20 protein-coding genes and 1 tRNA gene are annotated in these 23776 nt (G+C 40.6%); 12 read left to right on the forward strand and 9 right to left on the reverse strand.

Annotated features, from left to right (window positions below; all coding sequences use genetic code 11):
* Nucleotides 1-16: 16 nt before the first annotated feature.
* Genes ABIM45_00620 through ABIM45_00645 form a run of 6 tightly spaced genes read left to right on the forward strand, consistent with a single transcriptional unit; the run spans nt 17 to nt 3615 of the window.
* Nucleotides 17-640 carry a 50S ribosomal protein L25 gene (locus tag ABIM45_00620; GenBank protein ID MEO0238418.1) on the forward strand — a complete coding sequence of 208 codons (624 nt, stop codon included), beginning with the start codon at nt 17-19 and terminating at the stop codon, nt 638-640.
* A 20-nt stretch (nt 641-660) separates the two neighbouring features.
* Nucleotides 661-1236: an aminoacyl-tRNA hydrolase gene (pth, locus tag ABIM45_00625; protein MEO0238419.1), complete on the forward strand. Its 576-nt coding sequence runs from the start codon at nt 661-663 to the stop codon at nt 1234-1236.
* Nucleotides 1226-1438 carry a hypothetical protein gene (locus tag ABIM45_00630; GenBank protein ID MEO0238420.1) on the forward strand — a complete coding sequence of 71 codons (213 nt, stop codon included), beginning with the start codon at nt 1226-1228 and terminating at the stop codon, nt 1436-1438. Before pth ends, ABIM45_00630 begins: the two co-directional genes overlap by 11 nt.
* Nucleotides 1431-1979, forward strand: coding sequence for an elongation factor P (gene efp, locus ABIM45_00635; protein ID MEO0238421.1), 549 nt, complete (start codon nt 1431-1433; stop codon nt 1977-1979). The genes ABIM45_00630 and efp overlap by 8 nt, the downstream gene beginning before the upstream one ends.
* A 2-nt stretch (nt 1980-1981) precedes the next feature.
* The gene (accB, locus tag ABIM45_00640; protein ID MEO0238422.1) at nt 1982-2446 is read left to right on the forward strand and encodes an acetyl-CoA carboxylase biotin carboxyl carrier protein; all 465 of its coding nucleotides are present in this window, start codon (nt 1982-1984) and stop codon (nt 2444-2446) included.
* Nucleotides 2443-3615: a hypothetical protein gene (locus ABIM45_00645; protein MEO0238423.1), complete on the forward strand. Its 1173-nt coding sequence runs from the start codon at nt 2443-2445 to the stop codon at nt 3613-3615. Before accB ends, ABIM45_00645 begins: the two co-directional genes overlap by 4 nt.
* Here the strand turns inward: ABIM45_00645 and kdsB are convergent.
* From kdsB to uvrC, 5 genes are all read right to left on the reverse strand, one after another.
* On the reverse strand, nt 3601-4332 hold the full coding sequence (kdsB, locus tag ABIM45_00650) for a 3-deoxy-manno-octulosonate cytidylyltransferase (GenBank protein MEO0238424.1): 732 nt from the start codon (nt 4330-4332) through the stop codon (nt 3601-3603). The genes ABIM45_00645 and kdsB overlap by 15 nt on opposite strands.
* A 52-nt stretch (nt 4333-4384) precedes the next feature.
* On the reverse strand, nt 4385-5551 hold the full coding sequence (locus ABIM45_00655; protein ID MEO0238425.1) for an alpha/beta fold hydrolase: 1167 nt from the start codon (nt 5549-5551) through the stop codon (nt 4385-4387).
* Nucleotides 5552-5564: 13 nt separating this feature from the next.
* Nucleotides 5565-7001, reverse strand: coding sequence for an outer membrane protein transport protein (locus ABIM45_00660; GenBank protein ID MEO0238426.1), 1437 nt, complete (start codon nt 6999-7001; stop codon nt 5565-5567).
* A gap of 172 nt (nt 7002-7173) precedes the next feature.
* Nucleotides 7174-9048 (reverse strand): HD domain-containing phosphohydrolase, encoded by a 1875-nt coding sequence (locus ABIM45_00665; GenBank protein MEO0238427.1) that lies wholly within the window; start codon nt 9046-9048, stop codon nt 7174-7176.
* Between the two features lie 21 nt (nt 9049-9069).
* Nucleotides 9070-10842 (reverse strand): excinuclease ABC subunit UvrC, encoded by a 1773-nt coding sequence (gene uvrC / locus ABIM45_00670; GenBank protein MEO0238428.1) that lies wholly within the window; start codon nt 10840-10842, stop codon nt 9070-9072.
* 120 nt (nt 10843-10962) lie between these two features.
* Here uvrC and ABIM45_00675 point away from each other — a divergent pair, with 120 nt between their 5' ends.
* The 5 genes from ABIM45_00675 (at nt 10963) to ABIM45_00695 (ending at nt 19596) form a co-directional block, all read left to right on the forward strand.
* Nucleotides 10963-12423: an HD domain-containing phosphohydrolase gene (locus tag ABIM45_00675; GenBank protein MEO0238429.1), complete on the forward strand. Its 1461-nt coding sequence runs from the start codon at nt 10963-10965 to the stop codon at nt 12421-12423.
* Nucleotides 12424-12430: 7 nt separating this feature from the next.
* Nucleotides 12431-13696 carry an SLC13 family permease gene (locus tag ABIM45_00680; protein ID MEO0238430.1) on the forward strand — a complete coding sequence of 422 codons (1266 nt, stop codon included), beginning with the start codon at nt 12431-12433 and terminating at the stop codon, nt 13694-13696.
* A gap of 9 nt (nt 13697-13705) precedes the next feature.
* Complete coding sequence (locus ABIM45_00685) at nt 13706-15628, forward strand: molybdopterin-dependent oxidoreductase (protein ID MEO0238431.1); 1923 nt, start codon at nt 13706-13708, stop codon at nt 15626-15628.
* A 532-nt stretch (nt 15629-16160) separates the two neighbouring features.
* Nucleotides 16161-16493: an aspartate 1-decarboxylase gene (gene panD / locus ABIM45_00690; protein ID MEO0238432.1), complete on the forward strand. Its 333-nt coding sequence runs from the start codon at nt 16161-16163 to the stop codon at nt 16491-16493.
* A gap of 28 nt (nt 16494-16521) precedes the next feature.
* Nucleotides 16522-19596: a S41 family peptidase gene (locus ABIM45_00695; protein MEO0238433.1), complete on the forward strand. Its 3075-nt coding sequence runs from the start codon at nt 16522-16524 to the stop codon at nt 19594-19596.
* Here ABIM45_00695 and ABIM45_00700 read toward each other — a convergent pair.
* From ABIM45_00700 to lpxB, 3 genes are read right to left on the reverse strand one after another with little or no spacing between them, the layout of a single operon-like run.
* On the reverse strand, nt 19593-20570 hold the full coding sequence (locus tag ABIM45_00700) for a sugar phosphate nucleotidyltransferase (GenBank protein ID MEO0238434.1): 978 nt from the start codon (nt 20568-20570) through the stop codon (nt 19593-19595). The two genes, ABIM45_00695 and ABIM45_00700, sit on opposite strands and share 4 nt — an antisense overlap.
* Nucleotides 20567-21553: a bifunctional phosphoglucose/phosphomannose isomerase gene (locus tag ABIM45_00705; protein MEO0238435.1), complete on the reverse strand. Its 987-nt coding sequence runs from the start codon at nt 21551-21553 to the stop codon at nt 20567-20569. Before ABIM45_00705 ends, ABIM45_00700 begins: the two co-directional genes overlap by 4 nt.
* Nucleotides 21510-22637, reverse strand: coding sequence for a lipid-A-disaccharide synthase (lpxB, locus tag ABIM45_00710; protein MEO0238436.1), 1128 nt, complete (start codon nt 22635-22637; stop codon nt 21510-21512). Before lpxB ends, ABIM45_00705 begins: the two co-directional genes overlap by 44 nt.
* A gap of 131 nt (nt 22638-22768) precedes the next feature.
* Between lpxB and ABIM45_00715 the strand changes: the two genes are divergently transcribed.
* A tRNA-Ala gene (locus tag ABIM45_00715) sits at nt 22769-22841 on the forward strand.
* Nucleotide 22842: 1 nt separating this feature from the next.
* On the opposite strand, the gene ABIM45_00720 is transcribed toward ABIM45_00715, so the two are convergent.
* Nucleotides 22843-23775 (reverse strand): TIGR01212 family radical SAM protein, encoded by a 933-nt coding sequence (locus ABIM45_00720; GenBank protein MEO0238437.1) that lies wholly within the window; start codon nt 23773-23775, stop codon nt 22843-22845.
* Nucleotide 23776: the final 1 nt, after the last annotated feature.

A 23776-nucleotide genomic window follows, 5' to 3' on the forward strand; every position in this document is an offset into this window, starting at 1 on the left:
TTACAAGGAGGATTCTATGGAACTGGAAGTAAAGATTAGGGAAAAAACGGGAAAAGAGGTTTCAAAAAAACTTAGAAAAAATGGCTGGATTCCTGCTGTAGTATATGGTGCCCACGAAGAGAATTTGCACATAAGTGTCCCGTTAAAGGAACTCCACGAACTTATAAAAGAGACCCATGGCGAAGCTAAGATTGTTAAGCTCAAAGCTGAAGACATCGAGAAAGATGTTTTGTTGAAACACGTTGATAGGGATCCTGTTACCGGAGAGATAATCCACGCCGATTTCCAGGTCATTCATAAAGGTGAGGAAATACATGTTGATGTACCTTTGGAAATACAGGGTACGGCAAAGGGTACTAAGGTGGGTGGAATTCTGGAAGTTTTGCATTGGCATATACCCGTCCGTGGTGAGATTAGCAAAATACCACCCCAAATAACCATAGATGTTTCAGAACTCGATATTCATGATTCAATCCATGTGAAGGATCTGAAAATAGAAGGTGTTAAGATACTTCTCCATGCAGATGAACCTATCGTTACGGTTATACCTCCAAAGAGGATGGAGGAGGTAAAGGCCGAAGCACCCGCTGAGGAAGCTGCAGGAACTGAAGGTGAAGAGGAGAAGAAAGAAGAAAAGTAAGAAAAGCTTATTCTTTGATTGTGAGAATATTTTTAGTCGGAATTGGAAACCCAGGCCGAACATATAGGTTCACGAGACACAATATAGGGCAATTGTTCGTTGATTTTGTCGCAGGAGCCCTTGATGTGAGTTTTCAGCCGGGTAAAGGTGAATATGTGTATGCAAAAAAAGGAGACCTTTTTCTATTTAAAAGTTTAACTTATATGAATCTCTCGGGACTTGCCGTTAAGAGTATTGTTGATGATTTTGAGGTTGAGATCGCTCAAGAACTTTTTGTGTGTCATGATGACCTCGATATGGAACCGTTCAATGTGAAGGTGAAGTATGACGGTGGTTCCGGTGGCCACAGGGGAATAGAATCTTGTATATATCATTTGGAGACTCTCGATTTTTACAGACTAAAATTTGGAATAGGTAAGCCTAAGGGTATTGATCCGAAAGATTACGTACTTTCTCAGCTGTCTGATGATGAATTGAATAAATTCAAGGATTCCTTTAAGATTGCTCTTGAAGGGATTCAGGTTATGCTGAACGAAGGGCGGGAGAAAGGTATTACCTTTATCAACACCTACGGTAGGAGAATGAATGATGGATGACCTCAATTTCAGGTTTTTTTACGATAAAGGCATGAAGCTTTACAAGGAAGGGAAACTTTTTGAAGCCCGTTCCTTTTTAAGGAGGGCCTATCTAATATGGCCTTGGAATCAGAAGTTAGAAAAGGTGCTAAAAGAAATTGAGGATAAGTTGCTAAATGAAAGTAAAAGCCTGATTAAACCAGGGGAGGAGGATTATGCCTGATTTGAGACCCGGAATGGCAATTAAGTATGAAGGAGAAATCTACCTTGTTATATCTTATCAGCATATTCATATGGGAAGGGGTGGGGCGACGATTAGAACACGCCTTAAAAACTTGAAAACTGGTCAAGTAAAAGAAGTAAGCCTTAGAGAATCTGATGAATATGAAGAGGTGACTCTCGAAAGGAAACCGGCCCATCTTTCTTATGTAGAGGGCGATAATTATCATTTTCTCGAGGCAGAGACTTTTGAGGATATTACTTTTACCAGTGAACAATTGGGTGAAGCGGTTTACTATTTAAAGGAGGGAGAAGAGGTAACTGTTCTTTATGTGGATGGTGTCCCTATTAACATCGAGCTTCCCACCTTTGTAATTCTTGAGGTTGTTGAAACTGACCCAGGACTTAGAGGGGATACCGCATCAGGCGGTTCAAAGCCTGCTAAACTGGAGACCGGGCTTGTCGTTCAAGTTCCACTCTTTATTAAGATTGGTGACAAGGTAAAAGTGGATACAAGAACCGGGGAATACTTAGAGAGGGCATAAAAATGAACCTTGAGAAATTAAAGAAACTCCTGGATTTTATGGAAGAGCATAACCTCCAGGAGATGGAACTAAAAGGGCTTTTTTACCACATAAAGCTGAAGAAGGCGAGTGAGACAAGTTATATACCCGTTGAGTCAGTTAATAAATCAGAAAAACAGGCGACTGTTTCTGTAGCATCTACTTCTAATCAGCCTTCAGAGACTAAGAAGGAGAGTGAAAACAATTATTATCAGATTCGTTCACCTATGGTGGGGACCTTTTACAGAAGTCCTTCTCCCGGTGCTGAACCCTATGTAAAAGAGGGTGATATTGTGAAAAAGGGGCAGGTTGTATGCATTATTGAAGCAATGAAGGTGATGAATGAAATAGAATCCGACGTCACTGGACGAATTGTGAAGGTCCTTGTTGAGAATGGAAAGCCCGTTGAATACAATCAGCCACTCTTTCTCGTAGATACAAACCTTTGAAAGTAGATATTGAGAGGTTTAAAGGCAACACCCCACTTAAGTTTTTAACATTTCTCGATGGTACCAAGTTTTACTTGGTTGGGGGGTGTGTAAGAGACCTCCTGCTTAACAGGCCTTTAAAAGACATAGATATAGTTTTAGAGAGGCAGAGTTATAGTTTTATTGAAAATTTTTCTTTAATTTTCGGTGCTCCACGAATTACCAGGAGTCAGTTTTTGACTTTAAAGATCGAGACCCCAAAGGGTACCTTTGACGTAGCAAGGGCGAGATTTGAGTTGTACGAAGCGCCGGGTAAACTGCCAAAGGTCTATCCCGCCTACGATATCGTTAGAGACTTAAAGAGAAGGGATTTCACTATAAACTCAATGGCCATTGAATTATGGCCACGCACCTTTGAGCTTGTTGATCCATTGGGCGGCTTCGAAGACCTGAGAGAAAGGATTTTGCGAGTTAACAAGCGGGGTAGCTTTGTCGACGATCCAACGAGGGCCTTTAGGGCCATTCGATACAGGCACAGGTTTGGTCTTAGTTATGACCCTTCGACGGAGATGGAATTTGAGAATCTCCAGAAAAGTCTTCCAGGTATCTCTTTTAAAAGGATAAAAAACGAGATTGCGCGTATAGCCTGTGAAGAGAAAAGACTCTTGATGTTCAAGGAAATTGGTGAGAGAAGAATTTTAAAAATCTGGGATGAGAGCTTTAGTTGCTTCAATTTGGATATACTGGAAAAGTTGGATAAAGTTTTACCAAGGGCAGAGGAAAACTGGCTTTACTTCCTTATACCCTTTGGACTTGAGAACTATTTTGAGAAGCACCCTTACAATTTTAGGGTTTACGAGCGAAGGGCACTCGAACTTTTATTTAAGCCTGTGGGTATTTCTTCATCACCACGCCTCAGTGAAATTCATTCACTATTGAAGGATGCGGATTCTGAAACGGTAAAAGTGTGGGGCATTTTGAAAGGGGTAAGTCTTGAAACTTTAGAGGAATATCTTTCAAAGAGGGAGTTGCTGAAAAACTCGGTCAGACTAAGTGCTTTGGTTAAAAAGTTTGGTAATCCAAAAAAAGCGAAAAAGGCGTACAGTTTATTGGTTTCTGCTTTGCTGGATGGAGAAATAGAATTTGGGGAAGAAGAGCAATTTTTGAGAAAGATTTTACCCGAGTTGTAATTTGAGCCTTCTTTCTACCTCTTCGATATCCTCAGGAGTATCCACAGGACAGGGCTTGTATTTAACCTCTAATAATTTGATTCTCATCCCATTTTCAAGGGCTCGGAGTTGTTCAAGCTTCTCCGTTTTTTCAAGAAAAGCTTGCGGGAGTGAGACGAATTTTTTTAGACTCTCTTTGGTGAATCCATAAACACCTATGTGTATTTTGAAGTTGTAGTTTTCTGTGGGTTCGCGGTAGAAGGGTATCAGACTTCTGGAAAAATAGAGGGCATAATTGTTGATATCTGATACAATTTTTACCCTGTTTGGATTTTCCGCTTCTTCCTTGTTATTCGTTGAGTAATAGGGTGTAGCAATGTCGCAGTTTCCTTCAAAAAGGGCAATAAATATTTTATCAAGGACCTCTCCTGTGATCAGTGGCTCGTCTCCCTGAAGGTTTATCACATATTTAACATCTAAGTCTTTTATGGCGTAAAAAACCCTGTCGGTTCCTGAGGGTAATTCTGACGGGGTTAAAATGGCCTCTGCACCAAAAAGTTCCACTTGTTTTTTGACTTCCTCCGAGTCCGTCGCTATAAAAATTTTTTCGGCGTACTCTGATTTTTTTGCACCTTCATAGACCCACTGGATCATCGGTTTACCGAGGATAGGATATAGTACTTTCTTTGGAAACCTTGTGGATCCGATTCGAGCGGGAATTACGATGGCGGTTTTCATTAAGAAGAGTTCGGGGGCGTCCCCTTCGGGGACGCCCCCGTGGATTAACTTTTTATTCGCCCAAGAAGTATTTAAGTGATTTGAATACCCTTATTTGTAGGTGAGTAGCGTGTCTCGGTGGAAAATCTTCGGCAGGATAACCCGGTGCATCAGTGAAAAGTTCATAGTAGTGGTCATATTGAAGTGTGCTTAAAAGGGTATGGCAAGCTATAGCGTGGGGTGCTAAGAATAGCTCGTCTTGATAGCCGCAATCTATGTAAATCTTAAGGTTGTGTTGTCTTATGTTGTTAAAATTCGTACTTATGAGAGTGAAAACGTCATGGTTGGAGAGCCATTCGTTGAACACACTATTGGTGTCGCCATTTGGCTTCAGTGGCAATCTTACGCCAGCCCATATGGCACCGAAGGTTCCCGGAACAGTATCAAGTGGTATTTCATAGTTTAAGGTGTCAAAAGAGGAAAATGGTCCCACTTTCGGACTGAAAGCCCCTGCCATTGCAAAGAGCATTGTAGAAAGGGGTCTTGAGGGTCCAAGATATCTTCCTGCAGTGGAGGGTATTCTGTAGCCGAAGTCTGCCCATTCGCTCAGTACAGCTTGAATCATGTTTACATTCGTACCGGGAATAGGAAGTAAAAATTGAGAGAAGGCAATGGGACCGGAGTGGGAGGCACACCCTCTAAAAATGTCCGGGTGTTTGACGCCAAGTTTCAGAGCACCGTAACCTCCCATAGAGATTCCGATAAGATAAATTTCTGAAGAATCTACAGGGTAATGGGCTTTAATATAACCAACTACGTCATTAACTATGTAATCCTCGTATCTTCCAAATACGGAGTTTGCAAAAGGCTGGTATTCGCTATTTGTATAGAAACTCCCGCCCAGTACATTTCGAGCGTCGGGCATTACTGCAATGCAGGGTCTTATCTTTCCTGATGAGATCATATAGTCAAGAATCCCCTTTATATCTTCCACACTTTGCCAGAATAGGTAATTACCACCAAAACCGTGAAGGAAGAGAACCACTGGATATTTTTTGGTAGAGTCATAGTCGGGTGGTAGATAGACCATTGCCTGCTTTGTACCAATATTGGCATCTGTTGCAGGAATGTTTACAATGGAGGTTGTCCCTTCATTTATTTCTGGGCCAATAATTTCATCTACTTTTTGGCAGGAAAGGGCCAAAATTAGTAAAGGTAATAAAATAAAAAATTTCCTCATGTCCAAACCTCCTTTAGAATTTATAGACAATATTTAAACCAAGTCCATGAATATTCATCTCATAGGCCCCCGGCAGGTAAGGAGATTCGTAGCTGTAAGTGGAGTCCCTTTCGACGGTCCTTCGGGAGGGTAAAATATATTCGTAATTTAGGTTAATTTCCATATTTTTCCAACTGTATCCAAGACCGAGGTTTACGCTATATTTGTCACCTGGATCGGGTATCAAGACGGTAATGGTGTTGTCCGGAACCGGTGATTGATCCCAGTAGAGGCCATACCTTAGTAATAGGTCTGGCATTACCTTATATTCACCGCCAAAGCTTACTCTGTAAGTATTCTTCCAGAGAAGGGTTAGAGTGTCGGTTTTCACTGTGTCGAGAGGTATTGTATTATTTACTTTTAAAACGAGGTTTTCAAAGTCTACACCAAGCCTGTCAAGGGTGAACCACCTGGTCCAATCGACATCTAAGGCAAGGGTGAGCTTTTCAGAAGGTTTGTAAGAAATCCCTGCTCCAGCATTTGCAGGGAGGTTTAGTTTTGTTGTAAAGGTGCCTGAACCCGATGCAGTTGAGCCATTAAACATGAATTTCTTCTCTGGTGGCATTTGTGACAAGAGATAATCGTTATAGGGGAGGTAAAGGGTCAGATCCGCAGTTCCTTCAAGTTTCACCTTTGAATAAACCCTGGCAGAGGCTCCAAGGGCGAGCTTTTCGTTTATTTTCCACATAATCCCAAGAATTCCACCAAAGCCCCAACCGGTTCCTTCAATTTTAGTATCAATAGGAAAGAGTCTGTATTGGATCGGCAAGGAATGTGCGGATGTATCGACCGTTGCAGGGTCAAAGAAGTTAACTTTCCTAAGCATTATAGACGTCCTTGTTGCACCTACAGATAGACCTATGCTGAACTTACTAAAAGATTTCGCATAAGAAAGATAGATATTGTAAACCGATAGGTCGCTCTGCCAGTCATATTTTTCATAATTGGGCACTTTAAAAGTGGTATCCGTTGTATTGTAGTAGCCAATGGGGAAATCGTACAGGTCCCACTTTGAACCGAGCCCAAAGGGGACGGTAAAGGAGATGGCGACCCTGTTTTCTGCTATTTCAAAAGGTGTGATATATGCAAAGGAGGGGATATAGAAGTTCTGTGGATGGGCATTTACCTTTTCTCTTAGGCTATAAGGACCATCGTAGCCAAGGATGCCGGTGTTAGGCTCGTAGGAAGAAGAGGGCCTTATCCCTAAACCGTTTAGGGCAATTTGGCTCTCGTCGATGTATGCAAGCCCCGCAGGGTTCCAAAATAGTGTGGACCAATCGTTGGCAACGGCTCTGAAGGCCCCGCCCATGGAGAGAGCTCTTGCTCCGACACCTGAGAGAGCGAATCCTCCGGCCTGAAGAGTAGCGGTTAGTAGTGCCGTTATAGTTAGGTATTTTAAAGATTTGTACATCAAGAAACCTCCTTTTAGTGGTGTTATTATTAACTATAATTGTTGGTTTTGCAAAAGGCGTATTGCTTTGAATATTTTTACGATTTGACTTCAATAACCCTTCATCTCAAAGAAATGACCATATAGACTACTTCTCTAAAGTGGGGTTACCGTCTATGCCTTGATTGGGCAGCTAACTTTGTGGAATCATCCCTAAGGAAAATACCTTCTTACATGCCTCTACCACTTCTGGGTCGAAGAGTTTTCCCTTGTTTTCTTCGAGGTATTTTAGAACCTCCTCAATGGGAATTGGTGGACGATAAGGCCTCCGTGCCAGCATTGCTTCCGCCACATCTGCCACTGCTAAGATCCTTGCTTCTTTGATTATTTGGTCGTTTTTCAAACCTTTTGGATAGCCAGAACCGTCCAATCTCTCATGATGTTGCCGCACAATCTCGGCGATCTCTTTTAGAGATTCTAAGGTAATGAGTGTTTCGTATCCTTTGTCTGGGTGGACTTTAACGATCTCAAATTCTAATGGAGTAAGCCTCGAGGGTTTTGTTAATATTTCTGCGGGGACATAAAGTTTTCCAATATCGTGGAGCATCCCTGCTATATAAAGTTTCCTTTGTTCATCTTGACTTAGTCCCAACTCTCTTGCTATGGCTGATGCGATTAGCGCTACTTTTCTCTGGTGTCCCGCAGTGTAAGGGTCCCTTTCTTCAACAATCCTTGAAAGTAGTGAAATAACCTCGTCAAAGTTTTCTTCCAGCTTCTTCAGATACTTTTTTACCTCTTCGTTTGCCTCAATTGTCCTGACACTCTCCATCAAATTTGCAATATAAAAGGCGAGGATGTGATTGAACCATTCATCTTGTCTATCGATATCGTGCTTTTGTTTGTATTCGCATTTTAAAACACCCCATAATTTGCCTTCCACGAATATGGGGGTATCAATGACTGCTTTAATTTCCTCGTCTTTGAGGTATGTATCATAAAGTTCAATGAGTCTGTTGTCCTGCATAACATCCGTGGCGCAAATCTGAATGCCTTGCTTTAAGAAGTTCAAGTAACGATAATGTTCTTTTTCGTTAAAGGTCACTTTTGATGTTTCGTAAGCGTTCTTATCGCTGTTAAAGACGATCTTGTTTTCATAGACTTCATCCTTTAGTACCCAAATTCCAAACCTGTTGGCATTTAATACCTTGCAAGATTCTTTCAGGATTTCATAAAAAGCGGACTCGAGGTTTCTAATGTAAGATTCTCGGTTTTTAAAAAGGTTTATCAGGAGTAACCTCTGATTTAATGAGTTTTCGTAAAGTTTTGCCTCTTTTTCTTTAAAAAGTTTTTCATCCGTTATGTCGAAGAGAAAGCCTTCAATGTACTGAAGTGCGCCTCTCCTAAATATCCCGCGGGCATTATTTCTTATCCATTTTGTTCTACCCTTGAAAGTTTTGAGCTGAAATTCAAAGTTCTTTACAATCTTATACTTAAATATTAAGTCCAGCCATTTTTTTCGGTCTTCGGGGTAAACATAAAAGTCCCGTGCGTTCAATTTTGACAAAATCTCAAAGTTTGGAACTTCAAGGATGCTTAAAAGTTCCAGATTTCCCAGAAGAAAATTTCCTTCTGCTGTAGTTCTGTACATACCTATTGGAAGGTTGTGTATAAGGTCTCTCTGAGTTTTCCATGTTCGAATTAGATCCCCCAGTTTCTCACTGTTTTTGTTTAAATAGTTGAGCAAAAAGAAAGATTCTGGTCTTTTAAATTCCTCTTTTTCCAGTGTTAAAAGGAACTCAGCCGGTTCAGGAGCATGCCCGGAGACCAGTGCTATGTTTATGGGAGTTCGTTCGAAATCAATTTGCAGTCTGAAGAATGTGTCCTGTTCTAATGCTGGATTGTCAAGGTCAAAAATGAAGATGGAGTAATCCTCTTTTTCGAGTACGGTAGTGTAATCTTCTAAGGATTCTATTTTCTCGAATTTCAAGTCGAATTTCTCTGAATGGGCTTTGCAAATCTCACCAACTTCCTTGTCTTTTCCAACATAAAAAATATTCTTACTTTTCACAGTCAAATTATACTGCCTCTCTTATTTAGAGTCAATATCTTTTAGCGGATGGAAAAACTCGTAAATCCGTTGTGCAGTCACCTCGTTGATGTTTGCCTTTTTCAACTCTTCTAAGGATGCTTCTTTAATTTTTTTAATACTGCGAAAATAACTCAGTAGTTTTTCAATGGTTTTGGGCCCAACCCCCTTTATTTTATAAGGGAACTCTAATAGTCTTTTTGACCTGAGCTTTCTGTGGTATTGGATAGCAAACCGGTGGGCTTCGTCTCTTAAAATCTTCAAAAGTGTAAATAGGTGGCTTCTCTTGGGAACCATTATCCTCCTTCCGTCTTCAAGATATAGGTCATCGAATCTTTTTGCGAAAGCAGCCATAGGAACGTCAATTTTTAGCTCCTCCTTAGCTCTCTTTGCAGCATTCAGCTGAGTTATTCCTCCATCGATTATAATGACATCGGGGAGTGGCTGGTCATCAAGCCGTCTTTTTACCACTTCATAAATCATTTGTGGGTCATCAATATATTCTCCTTTGATCTTATATTTTCTGTAATTTGATTTAGAAAGGCGGTTCTTCAGAAAACAGACAAAGCTTCCCACCCTCTCATCACCAAATAGCTGGGAAATATCACAGGCTTCAACCCTTTCAGGAACCTTTAACATGTGTAAAAGTTCTGAAAGTTCGATGAGCCCTGGATGGACTTTCTTTGCCCCCTTCTTTTTAGCGATTTCTTCTTCCAGCTCTTTCTTAGCGTTTTCGTAAGCCATTTCTATGAGTTTTCTCTCTTCATCGGTGGCTGTCCGGATATTTATTTTTAAAGCAGACTTCACTGCATGTATTTCTTCAAAGTCTTTATCAATTACGACGCTATCAGGTGGGTTACTTGCCGAGGAATAGTATTGCACAATAAATTCTTTCAGAATTTCCTCTTCTTTGTCATGTTCTAAAACTTCAAGGAAATAGGATTCCCTATCCACCAAGATTCCTTCTCTAATTTTAAGAATGCAGGCAATGGCACTCTTACCTAATCGGTAAACCACACATACATCTTTGTTTTCGCCTCCAATTCTGGATACCGCCTGCTCTTTAGAAAGTTTAGTAATTGCCAGTAATTCGTCCCTATATATCTTTGCTTTCTCGAACTCTAATTTTGCTGCCGCCTCTTTCATTTTTTCTTCAAGTTCTTTGATAATTTCTGAGGTTTGTCCTTTTAGGAACCTTATTACATTCTGGACCATGTTATTGTAAACTTCTTCATTTACCCTGCCTTCGATACAGGGTGCCAGGCATTTTCCAATTTGGTAGTCAATGCAGGGTTTTATTTTTCTATTTGAAGGAAGTTTGTATTTACAGGTTCTAATGGGGAAAATTTTTCTTATGGCGCGGATAGTCCTCCGAACTGATTGGGCATTCACATAAGGACCAAAGATCGTAATGCCCGGCTCCTTTAGATTCCTTGTTAGCGATATGGACGGAAATCTTTCGTTGGTGATTTTTATAAATGGATATTTTTTATCGTCTTTGAGCCTGATATTATACCTTGGTTTGTGAATTTTTATCAGGTTTGCCTCAAGGAGAAGGGCTTCTTCTTCAGAATTGGTTATTATGTATTCTAAATCGTTTGCTCTCCTTAGAAGAACGGCGATTCGTGGGTCTTCGGGTGTTGTAAGGTAATTTTTTAAGCGATTTTTTAGATCTCTTGCTTTCCCTACATAAAGCACTTCTTCTCCCGATTTAAATAAATATACTCCGGGTGAGTGGGGGGCTGATTCTACCTTTTCTCTCAGCACATTGTTCATTATACCTATTTTAAATCCAATTGGCTGGATTTTCTTGATTTTGTATGCATTTTTAGATTCTTTTGATCGACGGTTGTAAAACGGTTTGAAATTTCTGAGGAGTATATTAAAATATAAACCGTGCAAAATAGTGAAAGTGCGAAAGGGCTTATTAGGCTTATTTTACCTTCTCTGAATTTTCAGGGGTTCGCACAGAAGGTTAAAGATTTCAGCAAGGTTTTGAATCTCAGTGGTTTTGGAGTTTTTGATGATGAGTTCCGTCTCATTTTCTGTTCTGGCATAGATAGGGCTTTTTATGAGACCTTTCCCAGAGACTTGATACGCTTACAAGGAGAAGATTACACCTGGAATCTTATTGAGTATTCTGGGATGTTTGGCCTATACAAGCATTATAACTTTGAGGATGGGCGTACTTATACAGCATTACTTTTCTTTGTTGAGAAGCCTACTATAATCAATGATTTCCTTGATTATTTCTGTGAATCGATAGTTAGGGAAATAATTCTTTACAGAAACATTAAGGGTGAGTTTGAGCAGGCTGTAGGCGAGTTGGAAAGGTTATCTAATCTAAACACGTTCTTTATCAGTTCAAAGGTTTTTAGTTCTGAAGAAGGCGAAAGCAAGAGATTTTTATCTACCGTTAGAACCGATTTCCCACTTTATCTTCTAAAGCAGAGAACGGTTGAACAAATAAAACGGTTTACAGCTTTAAATTATTTTCGCAAAAGTTGTGCTGTATTTGGCAGGGTTAGCTTTTTGGGAGAGAATTATCGTATATTTTACCGCACGGTTCATTGCCCTGTTGGCCAACTAATTAAATTTCAATTTGCAAAACAATTTAAAGAAGGACTTGAAAGAGCAAAAAAGGGAAAGATTGAAGGCGTTAAAGGAATTGCCTTTAAGCGAGAAGGGGAAACCTTTGAAGTTGACTTTTATATAAAACCTTCGCGGGAGTTGCCCGAGGAATGGAGAGAGGTATTTGCAGTAGGCAGGGACAAAATCACGGAAAATCTCATAAAAACGTTGCAACCTCTTTTGTCTATCGTGAAAAATAAAGACTTACACACATACCTTCATCTAAAGAATGTTGCGAGGTTATCTGGGATTATTGCTTTTGAGATGGGTCTTGACGAGAACGAAGTATTTTATGTCCAGCTCGCGGGACTTGTCCATGATATCGGAAAAATAGTCCTTCCCTTAGAGTTAATTACTAAACCTCAACTGTTGAGCGAAGCTGAGATGGAGATGGTTAAGCTTCATGTGAAATATTCCTGCGATATAGTTAAGGACCTTGACTTTTTACAGAAATCTACGGTTTATATAAAACAGCATCATGAAAGGCTCGATGGTTCAGGGTATCCAGAGGCTTTAAAGGGTGAAGAAATTAAACCTGCTTCTCATGCGGTTATATTAGCAGATGTGCTGGATGCAATGTCTTCAGATAGGCCTTATAGGAGGAAGAGGAAGGCTGCAGAGATACAGGAAGAAATAGAGATCGGAAAGAATGTTAAATACGACCCTCGAGCAGCGGAGATAGCTTTAAAACTTCTTCAAAGGGGTTTAGTAATTTTTCCAAACTGATTTCCCAATGCAAAAGCTGAATTTAATCGTTGGCGTTTTAGTATTCTTGCTTGTAGCGATAAGGCACTTTATCCCTTTTAAAGTGAAATACTGGCATATAATGGCTTTTGGTGCTGTGATTTTGATTTTATCAAGCTCCGTTAGTCTTAGCGAGGCCTATAGGTCGATTGATTTCGATGTTATCATTTCCCTTTTTGGCATGTTTTCCTTGGGTTTTGCCTTGGAGGAGAGCGGTTATCTCGGGCATATTATCTACAAATATTTTAAACGCACCAGAGTTGTAAAAGAGCTTGTTTTACTTTCTGTTTTTGTCTTTGGATTTGCGTCAGCCCTGTTAATGAATGATACAATAGCGATTGTTGGAGTTCCAGTTATTTTATTGCTTGCAAAAAATTATGGCCTTGATAAAAAGTTTCTGGTTTTGCTTCTTGCCTTTTCCGTGACAACAGGAAGTGTGTTAAGTCCATTGGGAAACCCTCAAAATCTCTTAATCGGTATGAGCCCAGTTTTCACTAATCCCTTTGTGGAATTTTTCAAGTTTCTTTTTATCCCTACACTGCTAAATTTATTGATCCTTTTTCTTTTTACCACAACTGTTTTTAGGGAAGAGTTTCATTCACGACCCCTTTCCCATTCACAGGAACCCATTAGGGATAAGGAGCTTGCGAGGCTTTCTAAGGTTTCGTTATATATGTTCTTTTTTCTTATCGGCCTCAAGGTCTTGGAGTTTTTTGTGAAATTTAATTTCAAGCTAAAGATTTCTCTAATCCCAATAGTTGCAGCTATTCCTCTTTATCTATTTTGCAAAAAAAGATGGAAAATTTTGAAAGGTGTTGATTACGAGACCCTTGCCTTTTTTGTGGGAATGTTTATTGTAACGGAAGCTCTTACAAAAGATCCCCTATTCGCAAATATCACAAAGGGTGGAGGATTGAATCCCGTTAGTGACCTGGCAGTAATTATCAATAGTCTTTTTTTAAGTCAAATAATTTCTAATGTGTCCCTGACGATTTTTTACCTCAAGCTATTGAAGGTATTCTCTGCACCACAGATTTCTTACATAGTTCTGGCCTTTGCGAGCACAATTGCCGGGAATCTTACGGTCCTCGGTGCAGCCAGCAACGTTATTATCATCAGTAATGTTGAAAAAAGAACTCATAAACATATTATAAACTTTTTTGAATTCATGAAATTTGGAGTTCCTTTGACAATTCTTCAGGTGGTTGTTTTCCTTTTGTGCTTGCAATTTTATCGGCTCATTGGGTGGGTTTAAAATAAGATTATGAAAAGATCAGTCTGTTTGAGGGATTGCTTTGATACGTGTTTTTTCAAGACGGAGTATGATGGGAAGAGTTTAAGTTTTTTCCCTGAAAAGGACCATCCAATAACTTCGGGATTTCTTTGCTACAAGGGGATGCACATGGCTGAATGGGCACTCTCCGAAGAACGGCTGAAATATCCTTTGTTTCAACTCAAAAAAGGTTCAGGGGAGTTTCAGAATCTCTCCTGGGATAGTGCTTTTTTTATCTTTAAGAGTGCGCTTGATGAGGTTATTAAAAAATATGGGGCTGATAAGGTTGTAGTTTTCGAGTTTGCAGGAACCAGGGGAATTATTAATCGGTTTTTTCCTTACAGGTTTTTTAACAAGTTAAATGCCACTTTTTTGCGGCACAATGTTTGCGACACTGGTGGCGATGAGGCCCTTAAGGATGTGTATGGCACTTCTGTCGGATTATCGCCTGAAGATGTGAAGGATTCGGAGTTAATCGTTTACTGGGGAATGAATCCCGTTAAGACTAACCTTCATGGCTACAATTACTTCAGGCGCAGAAATTTTGAAATATGGGTCGTTGATATAAGAAAGACTGAAACAGCAGTTCCAAACTACTTTGTTCAGATTAAGCCCGGAGCCGATATATTCCTCTCGTTACTTATAGCCAAAATTCTAATTGAACGGAAATGGTTTGATGAGGAGTTCGTTTTGCAGAATTCTGTTGGATTTCAGGAATTTAAGAAATATCTTAGTACATTATCCTTTGATTATCTGGCTCAAAGGTGTGGCGTGGGTCTTTCTTTAGCGGAAGATTTTGCAAGAAGATTTTTTGAAAAGCGCGGCATTATCCACATTGGATACGGATTTCAGCGAAGTTATGAAGGGCCTCTCTCCGTGGCCTTTGTATCTTATCTACCTTTCCTGGTTGGTAACCTACCCGGTTTTATTTACAACATGGATGTAGGCCTTAATAAAGATTACGTGAAGGGCCTTAATTTGAGAACAAAGGAGCAAAAGTTCATACACCAGTCTCAGCTTGCCGAGGCTATTGAGAATGATGAGGTAAAGTTTCTCTTTATTTATAACGCAAATCCGCTGGCTACAAACCCAAATGTAAACAGGCTGAGAAAGGCAATATTGGATAAAGGTGTCTTTGTCGTTACCCATGATCTCTTTTTGACAGATACAGCAATGTTTTCTGATTTAGTCTTTCCTGCAAAAAGCTTTTTTGAGTACTTCGATATCTCAGATTCCTATTACCATCGGTATGTTGGAATAAACGAAAAGATCTTTGAAGGATGGGGTATGAGCAATTACGAATTGATGAGAGAAATTGCTCGTTATTATGGGTTCAATGATCCGAGCCTTTTCGAATCCGAAGAAGATATTGCGAACAACGTTTTAAAGACGGCAGGAATGAGCCTTGATGAATTATCAAAATTTGGCTATATGAGGGTTGACAGGCCGTTCAAAGTAGAAACCCCTTCAGGTAAAGTTGAATTTGTTTCACAGAGAAGAAAACTAAGAGGAGTACCCGATTTCCCTGAACTTGAAAGACTTATGGTTCCTGAGCCAGAAGATAAAGGTGCCCTTAGGTTGATTTCTGTTACCTATGGTAACACTATTTCCAGCCAATATCACAATACCTTGCGGATGGATGAGAAGAGGATTTTTATAAGCCCTGGAGATGCCGAAAAAATTGGCATTAAAGAAGGGGATGAAGTCGTTGTATACAATGAAAGGGGAAAGATCTTTACGACGGTTAACATTGACAGTTCTATACCTGTAGGTTGTGCAATTATGTTCAAGGCCTTCTGGAAAACCATTGCTGGTTTTACGGTAAATGAGCTCACCAATGATGATGTTGTAAAACAATTTGGCCACCAGGCAGCCTACCATAGCACTTATGTGAAAGTGGAGAAAAGATGGTGAGTTAATTCTCTAATTTTCCTTGTTCTGTTATTAGAGGTGCCAAACTCTTTGACAAATTTTTCAGGTTACTGTAGATTATAATCACTATCTTAGGTTTTAGCCTGTGTTTGCGGGCTTGAGTTTAAGATAGGAAGGCAGGATGGGGTTAAAGGATCAGGCCTCTAAGGTACATGGTGTATGCGATAGCCTGAGCTAATTTGAAGTCTTACAATTCCTGTGCGGGGCTCCTTCGGAGCCCCGCAAAATTTTATTAGATACTCCAAATTCAATTGAAGGAATTTAGAAAATCTATGCAAGCCATAGCTTTTGTAGGTTTTCACCGATGATTAAACTTGGCCAGTTTATGCTCAATCTTTGAGAGTTGACTCTGCCGTAATTTTAACTTCGATTTTGAACCTTCACTTTGCTGCAAGGTGTATTATATAAAACGATTATTCTCGGTGGAGAAAATGAAACTTGGGCGAGACCGGAAGATAATATTTTTATATGCCGATTCTTTGAACATTCACGCAGTCAGTTATAAAATTATTCTATGTTCCTGACTGTTCTTAAATCGAAAATTCACCGGATTAAAGTGACGGACAAAAATCTACATTATGAGGGGAGCATAACCATTGACGAAGATTTGATGGAAGAGGCAGGCCTTGTCCCCAACGAGAGGGTGGAGGTCTATAATATCAACAATGGGGAAAGGTTCTCTACCTATGTAATACCAGGTAAAAGGGGTTCTAAGGAATGTGTCCTCAACGGGGCAACGGCAAGAAGAGGTGAGGTTGGTGACCTTTTAATTGTGGTTGCCTTTGCAATCTTAGAGCCCGCTGAAGCGAAGGCTTTTAAACCTAAAATCGTTTACCTCAATCAATAGTTCGTTTTCCTAACTATATAATTTTTCCATGGAAAGACTTATCCTTTTATTTGTAACCTTAATTTTTTCAGGGCAACCAGCGGATTGGGCGTTAACCCCATCCCTCTCCCCCGATGGTAACTATATAGCCTTTTCCTACCACGGTGACTTGTGGGTTACAAATTCTTCAGGTGGGCTTGCGATAAGAATAACAACTTCAGAGGGGTATGAGGAAAATCCCATTTGGTCAAAGGATGGCAAGTGGATCTGTTATCTCAGTGATGAGAGCGGGAACAGCGAGATCTATCTTGTACCCTCGGATGGGAGTGCTCCTCCCAGAAGACTGACATATCATCCTGCCTATGAAAGGATACTCATCTTTAGTGACGATTCGAAGTACATTTTCTTCTCGAGCTCGATGTATGATTTCAGGGGCGGTGTTTACAGAATTTCCATTGAGGGAGGTAATCCAGAAAAGGTCTTCGATTTTGATGTAAATAGCTTAGTTCAATTAGATAACTCAAAATTTTTGATAGAAAGGGGAAGTGAACCCTGGTACAGGAAGGGATATAGAGGACCTGCAGATAGGGAAATCTGGATCTACGATTCGGTCTCTAAAAAGTTTAATAAGCTCACAGATAACGATTTGAGAGACACAAGACCTATGTACTCTCAAAAAATGGGCAAAATTTACTTCTTATCCAACAGGTCTCCCAACGGGATTACCAACCTTTTTGAAATGGATCTAACAGGTGGAAAGGTTAGACAGTTAACCAATTTTGACGAGGAAGTCAACTGGGCCTCCATTTCCGCGGACGGTAGCAAAATAGTTCTTGAATCTATGGGGCGTTTGTACTTGTATGATTGTGAAAAGGGCGAACTTGCAAAGCCGGATATCAGAGTCGTTGAAGATTTTGACCCCCAAAGCCTCCTTACCATGGGTATTTCTGATAACATTACAGATTTCTCAATTTCCCCTGATGGAAAGGAGATTGCGTTCATTGCCCTTGGGGATGTCTTTGTAACATGCATCGACACCAATTCCATCGATTACGGTAAAGTTGTCAGAGTAACTAACACCCCTGCACCAGAAAAGAATATAACTTGGGCTCCGGACGGGAAAAGTTTATACTTCAGCTCCTTAAGAAATGGCAATTATGATATATACAGAGTTCGTCCTGCGCATGAATCTAAATTTACCAAGGACTACTCCTTTTTGGAAGAATGTGTGATAAAGGGCGATGGGACGGAAAAGGAACCCCTTATATCCCCTGATGGTACGAAGATTGCCTTTAAGAGGGATAGAGGAAAGCTCTTTGTTAAGGACTTAAAAAGTGGGAAAGAATTTAGAGTTGGCAACCACAACGATGTGCTCTGGGTTTCATGGTCTCCCGATTCTCGCTGGCTGGCCTATAGCAGAACTGAGCTTGGGCCTCGAGAGGATGTCTATGTAGTGAGAGCAAAGGAGGGCGCGACTCCTATCAATGTTACAAATCATCCCAATGATGACTATAAACCTATATGGACTAAAGATGGCAAAAGGCTTTTCTTCGCTTCGAGGAACTATGAAGGGGACTGGTGGGCAAAATATGTTTTTCTCAATGAAAAGGACTACAGAAATAGGGATGAGTTCTTAAAAAATGTAAAAGAGAGTGATTCCCTCAAGGATACCCTTATTATACAATTTGACGGCATGAGGGACAGGACAGTCACCGTTTACAGGTTTAGAGCCTACTACAATTACTACACTATTTCGCCTAATGGTCTTTACATCGCAGTCCAGGCCGAAGATTTAAACGGTAATGATTTGTGGATTGTAGATCACGAAGGTAAGAGCCCTAAACAAATTACAAAGGGTAATTTAAAGCCCATTAAAATTGAATTTTCATCTGACGGTGAGTGGCTTGCCTTTCTTTCTGAAAGGGGAAGGCTTTATCTCTGTGACTTGAAGAAAGGCGATTACAGGGAGCTCAATTTGAAGGGTGATGTTTCCATAAGCTATCGGGATCTCTACTATAATTTGCTCCTTGAAGGCTGGTGGATTCTAAAGGATGGCTTCTATGATGAAAAGATGCATGGTGTGGATTGGGGTTTGATGTTTACGAAATACTCAAAGTACCTCGGTTTTATAAAGACTTATACCGAGTTTAATAATGTGGCATACAGGATGCTGGGAGAGCTTAACGCTTCCCACCTCGGGGTTTGGCAGGAGATGAAAGATGAGGGTGAAAATTTCGGTGACCTTGGAATCGTTCTGGATAATTCTTACAAGGGTCCAGGTGTGAAAGTCGCTAAGGTAATTAGAAAATCGCCTGCTGAAGTGGAAGGGATAAAGGTGGGTGATGTAATTCTTTCGGTGGATGGCCAAAAGGTAGAAAAGGATAAGCAGTTTACCTTCTACTTAAAGGATAAGATGGGAAAGAAAGTTGCTGTCGAATTGTTGCGAAGCAAAGGGAATAAGCGGGATACATTATTTGTTAAGCCTGTGTCCTACTGGGTTGTTAGGAACCTGATTTACAAAGAGTGGGTTGATCGAAACAGAGAGATAGTGGATAGCCTTTCAGAAGGTAAGTTTGCCTACCTTCACATCAGAGGAATGGGCGATGAAAATTACCGGGAATTCGAAAAAGACATTTATGAGAATCGGGATAAGGTCGCTTTGGTCTTAGATATAAGGTACAACGGTGGTGGTCATATTCATGACGAGCTATTAAACTTTTTGAGGCGTACTCACTACCTTGTGGAGCGTGAAAGAGACGGCATGCCAGAATACAATAGCCTATTCCGTTGGGATAAACCGATAGTTCTTCTTATCAATGAATTTTGTTTTTCTGATGCTGAGATTTTCCCTGCAGGCTTCAAAAAATTGGGACTTGGAAAGCTCGTTGGAGTTCCAACTTTTGGAGGAGTGATTGGTACTAATGATTACACTCTCTTTGATGGGAAGACGGTCTTCAGGCAGCCTAATGAGGGATGGTTTTATGAACCAGACGGAGTCAGTTTAGAAAATACACCTGTTGAACCGGATATATATGTAGAAAATGAGATTAGCCAGGACAATAGTTCTTTGGATAATCAGTTGCTAAAGGCGGTGGAGGTATTAAAGGAGATGGTGGAGCATTAACCCTCCACCATCTCTGAGGAATCTCCAAGATTCACTATTTTTGCGGAACCTTTGAGGTAAGATTCTTTTCCAATAATGGAAGAAGTAATTATTACGTTCTCGACCTCCGCAAATTCATTGATAATGGAGTTCTGGATGATGGAGTTAAAGATTTTTGCGCCCTTACCAATGGATACATAGGGGCCGATAAGACTATTGGCAATTTCTGCTTCGGCTTCGATATAACAAGGTGGGATTATTAAGGTGTTTGGAAAGGTCTTTTTGTTGGAGTGTTTTAAGAGTAAAAACTTGTTTGTTGCAAGGAGGGCTTCAACCGTTCCGCAGTCGTACCATTCTTCGATGTGGATAGCCTTAGGTCTGAAACCCTTTGTGAGCATATGTTGAATTGCGTCGGTCAGTTGATATTCTCCTTTGGTTTTAATGTCATTTTTGATGACGTATTCCAATGACTCTTTAAGCATTAAGGGATTTTTGAAATAATAAATCCCCGAGATAGCAAGGTTGGAGATAAAATAAGAAGGTTTTTCTACAACTTGAACTATATAGCCATCTTGATCCACCACTGCTACTCCAAACCTTGAAGGATTTTCGACCTCTTTTACCCCTATGAAATCCTCCTTGAAGTCTTCAGGTTTTAGTGTTACATCGATAATCGTATCGCCGAGTACTATGAGAAGTTCAGAATTAAGGGCTCTTTCTAATCCAACATAAATTGCATGCCCCAGCCCTAAGGGTTGCTCCTGAACGGTGTAGTTGACTTTTAGATTTGCATATTCGTTTTTTACTGCCCTGTAGATATTTTCACCATCGGGTGGTATGACCAGGACCATTTCTTCTGGATTGTAAGGCAATATTCTGTCAATTATATGAAAGAGGATGGCCTTCCCTGCAACGGTTATTAGTGGCTTTGGAGTGGTGAGGGTGTGGGGTTTTAATCTTGTTCCCCTCCCACCAACGGGGATAAGGACTTTCATTGGGAGAGCCTCCTTTTGAGCTCTGAGATTCTGGGGATTGCAATGGGGTCCTCTTTATAAAACTTCGCCAGGTAAAGGCTTACATAGTCTCCCAGATAGATAAGGTAGAAAATCCTGTGGACCCAGGAATTCCCATTGGAGTTCACAATTGAGTACCCCTGGATGCTGTTTTCTATTAGCTCTTTTGTTATTTCAAATCTGAGTTTAATTCGAGGATGATCTTCCTCGTCTACTAAGAAGGTAACCCAAAGGTCTTCACACCTTCCAACTGGGTTCTTAATTCCGTTGATTTCGTTGTGGTTCATTTCAGGGAACTCCATAGTGTGGCAGAAGGCCTTTGAGTTCTCATTGATCTGTGCTTTCCATCTAAGGGCCACGGGATAGAGGAGAGTGGAAGTATAGATTACCAGTATTCTTTTGTAATATTTGGAAGCGAGCTCGATGGCTAAGGATTCTTCTTTTTCAAATTCGCTTTGAAGGTTTTTTAGAAATTCAGGCAACTTGCGGAAATCTTCAAAGGTTTTTTCGTCTATTATTCCGAGGTTTTTGAAAAGCTTCACAATTGGAGTCAGGAGGTATCCAAGGGCTGTTCTTGGAGGGTAACCCTGTGGTATTTTGATGTGGGGCACTCCGTATTTTTTAGCGAGGTTTTCTAATTTTCCCCCGCTGGAAATAGCTAAAAGAATTAGCCCTTTGCTTTTACCGTCTTCAAAGGCGGAAATAGTTTCTTCGGTATCCCCTGAATAGCTGGAGGCGATAAGTAGGTCGGAAGATGAGGCGTAGGCAGGGAGAGAGTAGTCCCTTACCACTTCTATCGGAGTCTTAGGGTTCTTCGCAATGGTCTTTGCAATATCGCCTGCAATTGCAGACCCTCCCATACCGCAAAGGAAAATTCTCGATGGAATCTTAACTTCGGGCAGTTCATACTGCAGGGCCTCTTCAATTTGTTGAGGAAGGCTTCTTATAAGTTCCAGCATGTCCATCCTTAACAACCTCCTCGAAAATAATTTTCGCAGCCTTTGAGGCTGCGTTTGGTTTCAATTTATTTTTTACTTCTCTCAGTTTTAAAACGGTCTCCCTATAAAATTCGGGGTTATCCAAATAGGCTAAAAGCCTATCGGCAATTTCATGATTATCAATTTTTTGAACAAACTCGGGTACAACTTCTTTACCTGCGATAAGGTTAACAAGGCTTAAGTGCTTAACTTTCGCCACAAATTTACCGGCGAGGTAAGTGCCTACGGAAGTTTTATAAAAGACTACCATTGGCTTTTCAAAAATCGCAGTCTCTAAGGTAGCAGTCCCTGATGCCACCAGTAAAACATCGGCAGTTTTCATTAAACTGTAAGGGTGACCGTCGTAAAGGAGGACATTCGCTGGACCATCGAAAGTGTATGGAATTTTTCTGGAAAGAACGAAAAGTAGGTCATTGCGTTTTTTATTCATTATCTCGATGATAGACCTTATATGAGGAAGTAGCCTGTCTACTTCGGACCTTCTCGAACCAGGTAAAATACCTATTACTTTTTTATTTTCGGGGATTTCAATCTTTGGAAGGTGTTCTGCTTCTTGAAGCACTTTATCAAGGACCGGACTGCCAACGTAATGAACTGTAACGCCGTGTTTTTTAAAATACTCCTCTTCGAAGGGTATAATGGAAATAAGAAGGTCAAAATTTTCTCTTAAGGTTTTTACACGGCTTTCACCCCATGCCCAGATCTGGGGAAGGATGTAATAGATGTTTTTCTTTCCCATGCGATGGGTCCTCTTCCCAAGCTGTAAGTTGAATCCGGGATAGTCCACAAAGATGCAACAGTCACTTTCCCTTGCCTTTTCTTCCGCGAGCTTTAAATGCTTCAAAGTTTTGGGAAGGCTTTTTATTGCCTCTATTAATCCGATGACCCCCATCTCCTTAATGTCTAAAAATACCTCCACACCCTCGTTTCTGAGATTTTCTCCTCCTATGCCGGTAAAACGGGCATCAGGCATCAATTTTTTCAATTCTCTAACTAAACCGGCAGCATGAATATCCCCTGAAAGTTCCCCACAGGAAATAAAAAATTTCATTGGTAGAAGTATAAGGAAAAGACGGGCTTTATTCAAGACGAGAGGGTTTGGGCAACAATTAAATTGTTTCGATTCTTGCTATTTCACTTTGTTAGAACGCAAAGGAGATTTTATAATTTATCGATAACGAAGGGGCTGTAGCTCAGATGGGAGAGCGCCAGAATCGCACTCTGGAGGTCGGGGGTTCGAATCCCCTCAGCTCCATTTAACTTTTGTATAATTTCCCTTGGTAAGTGTTCCTTTTTTCGAGTAGATTTTCTATCGCCTGGATTCCTGCGAATTTGTTAGCAGTCCATAAGGGGGCTACTAAATTTTCTCTTGCAAATCCCTGTAAGCGGTGAACAATTATCTCGGGGTTTAGATGTTCGAGGAACTTTACTGCAACTTCGGCATACTCTTCAGGCTTTTCGTAAACTTTTACGATACCTTTCTCGTAAAGCTTTTCAAGTACCGTATCTTTTATGACATAGAGGTGATGCAATTTGACGCCGTGGACTCCCAATTTTGAGATGCCGATCGCGGTATTCAACATATCGTCTTCCGTTTCTCCGGGCAGTCCAAGGATTAGATGGGTGAGGAGCCTGATGTGCGGTCTTTTTAAGGCTCTTTTTATGGCATCAATAGTCTGTTCAACGGTATGTTTTCTGTTGAGCCTTTTCAAAACCCTTTCGTTCAGCGTTTGAACTCCCAGTTCCAACCAGAGATAAGTAGTTTTTCCAATATCTTCGAGGAGATCAAGAACCTCATCGGGGACAAGGTCAGGCCTCGTAGAAATTGAAATTCCAACTACTTCAGGAAATTGCAATGCTTCCTTGTATATTTTCTCAAGTTTTTCGACAGGGGCGTAAGTGTTGGAAAAGGCCTGGAAGTAGGCTATAAACTTTTTCGCACCGGTATTCTTTCTCATAAGTTCGATTCCTCTTAGCATTTGTTCTTTTACAGTAAGTTCTGGTATGACATAGCCTGCCCTGGAACCCGCCGCATCGCAGAAGATGCACCCACCCCTTCCAAGGGTTCCATCTCTGTTGGGGCAGGTAAATCCCGCGTCTATGGAAACTCGATAGACTTTCTCACCAAAGGTTTTCTTCAGGTGGTAGTTAAAGTTGTTGTATCTCTTTCCGCCCCAATCTTCGAACATT

It is taken from the genome of candidate division WOR-3 bacterium, from assembly GCA_039803545.1.
Classification (GTDB): domain Bacteria; phylum Hydrothermota; class Hydrothermia; order UBA1063; family UBA1063; genus UBA1063.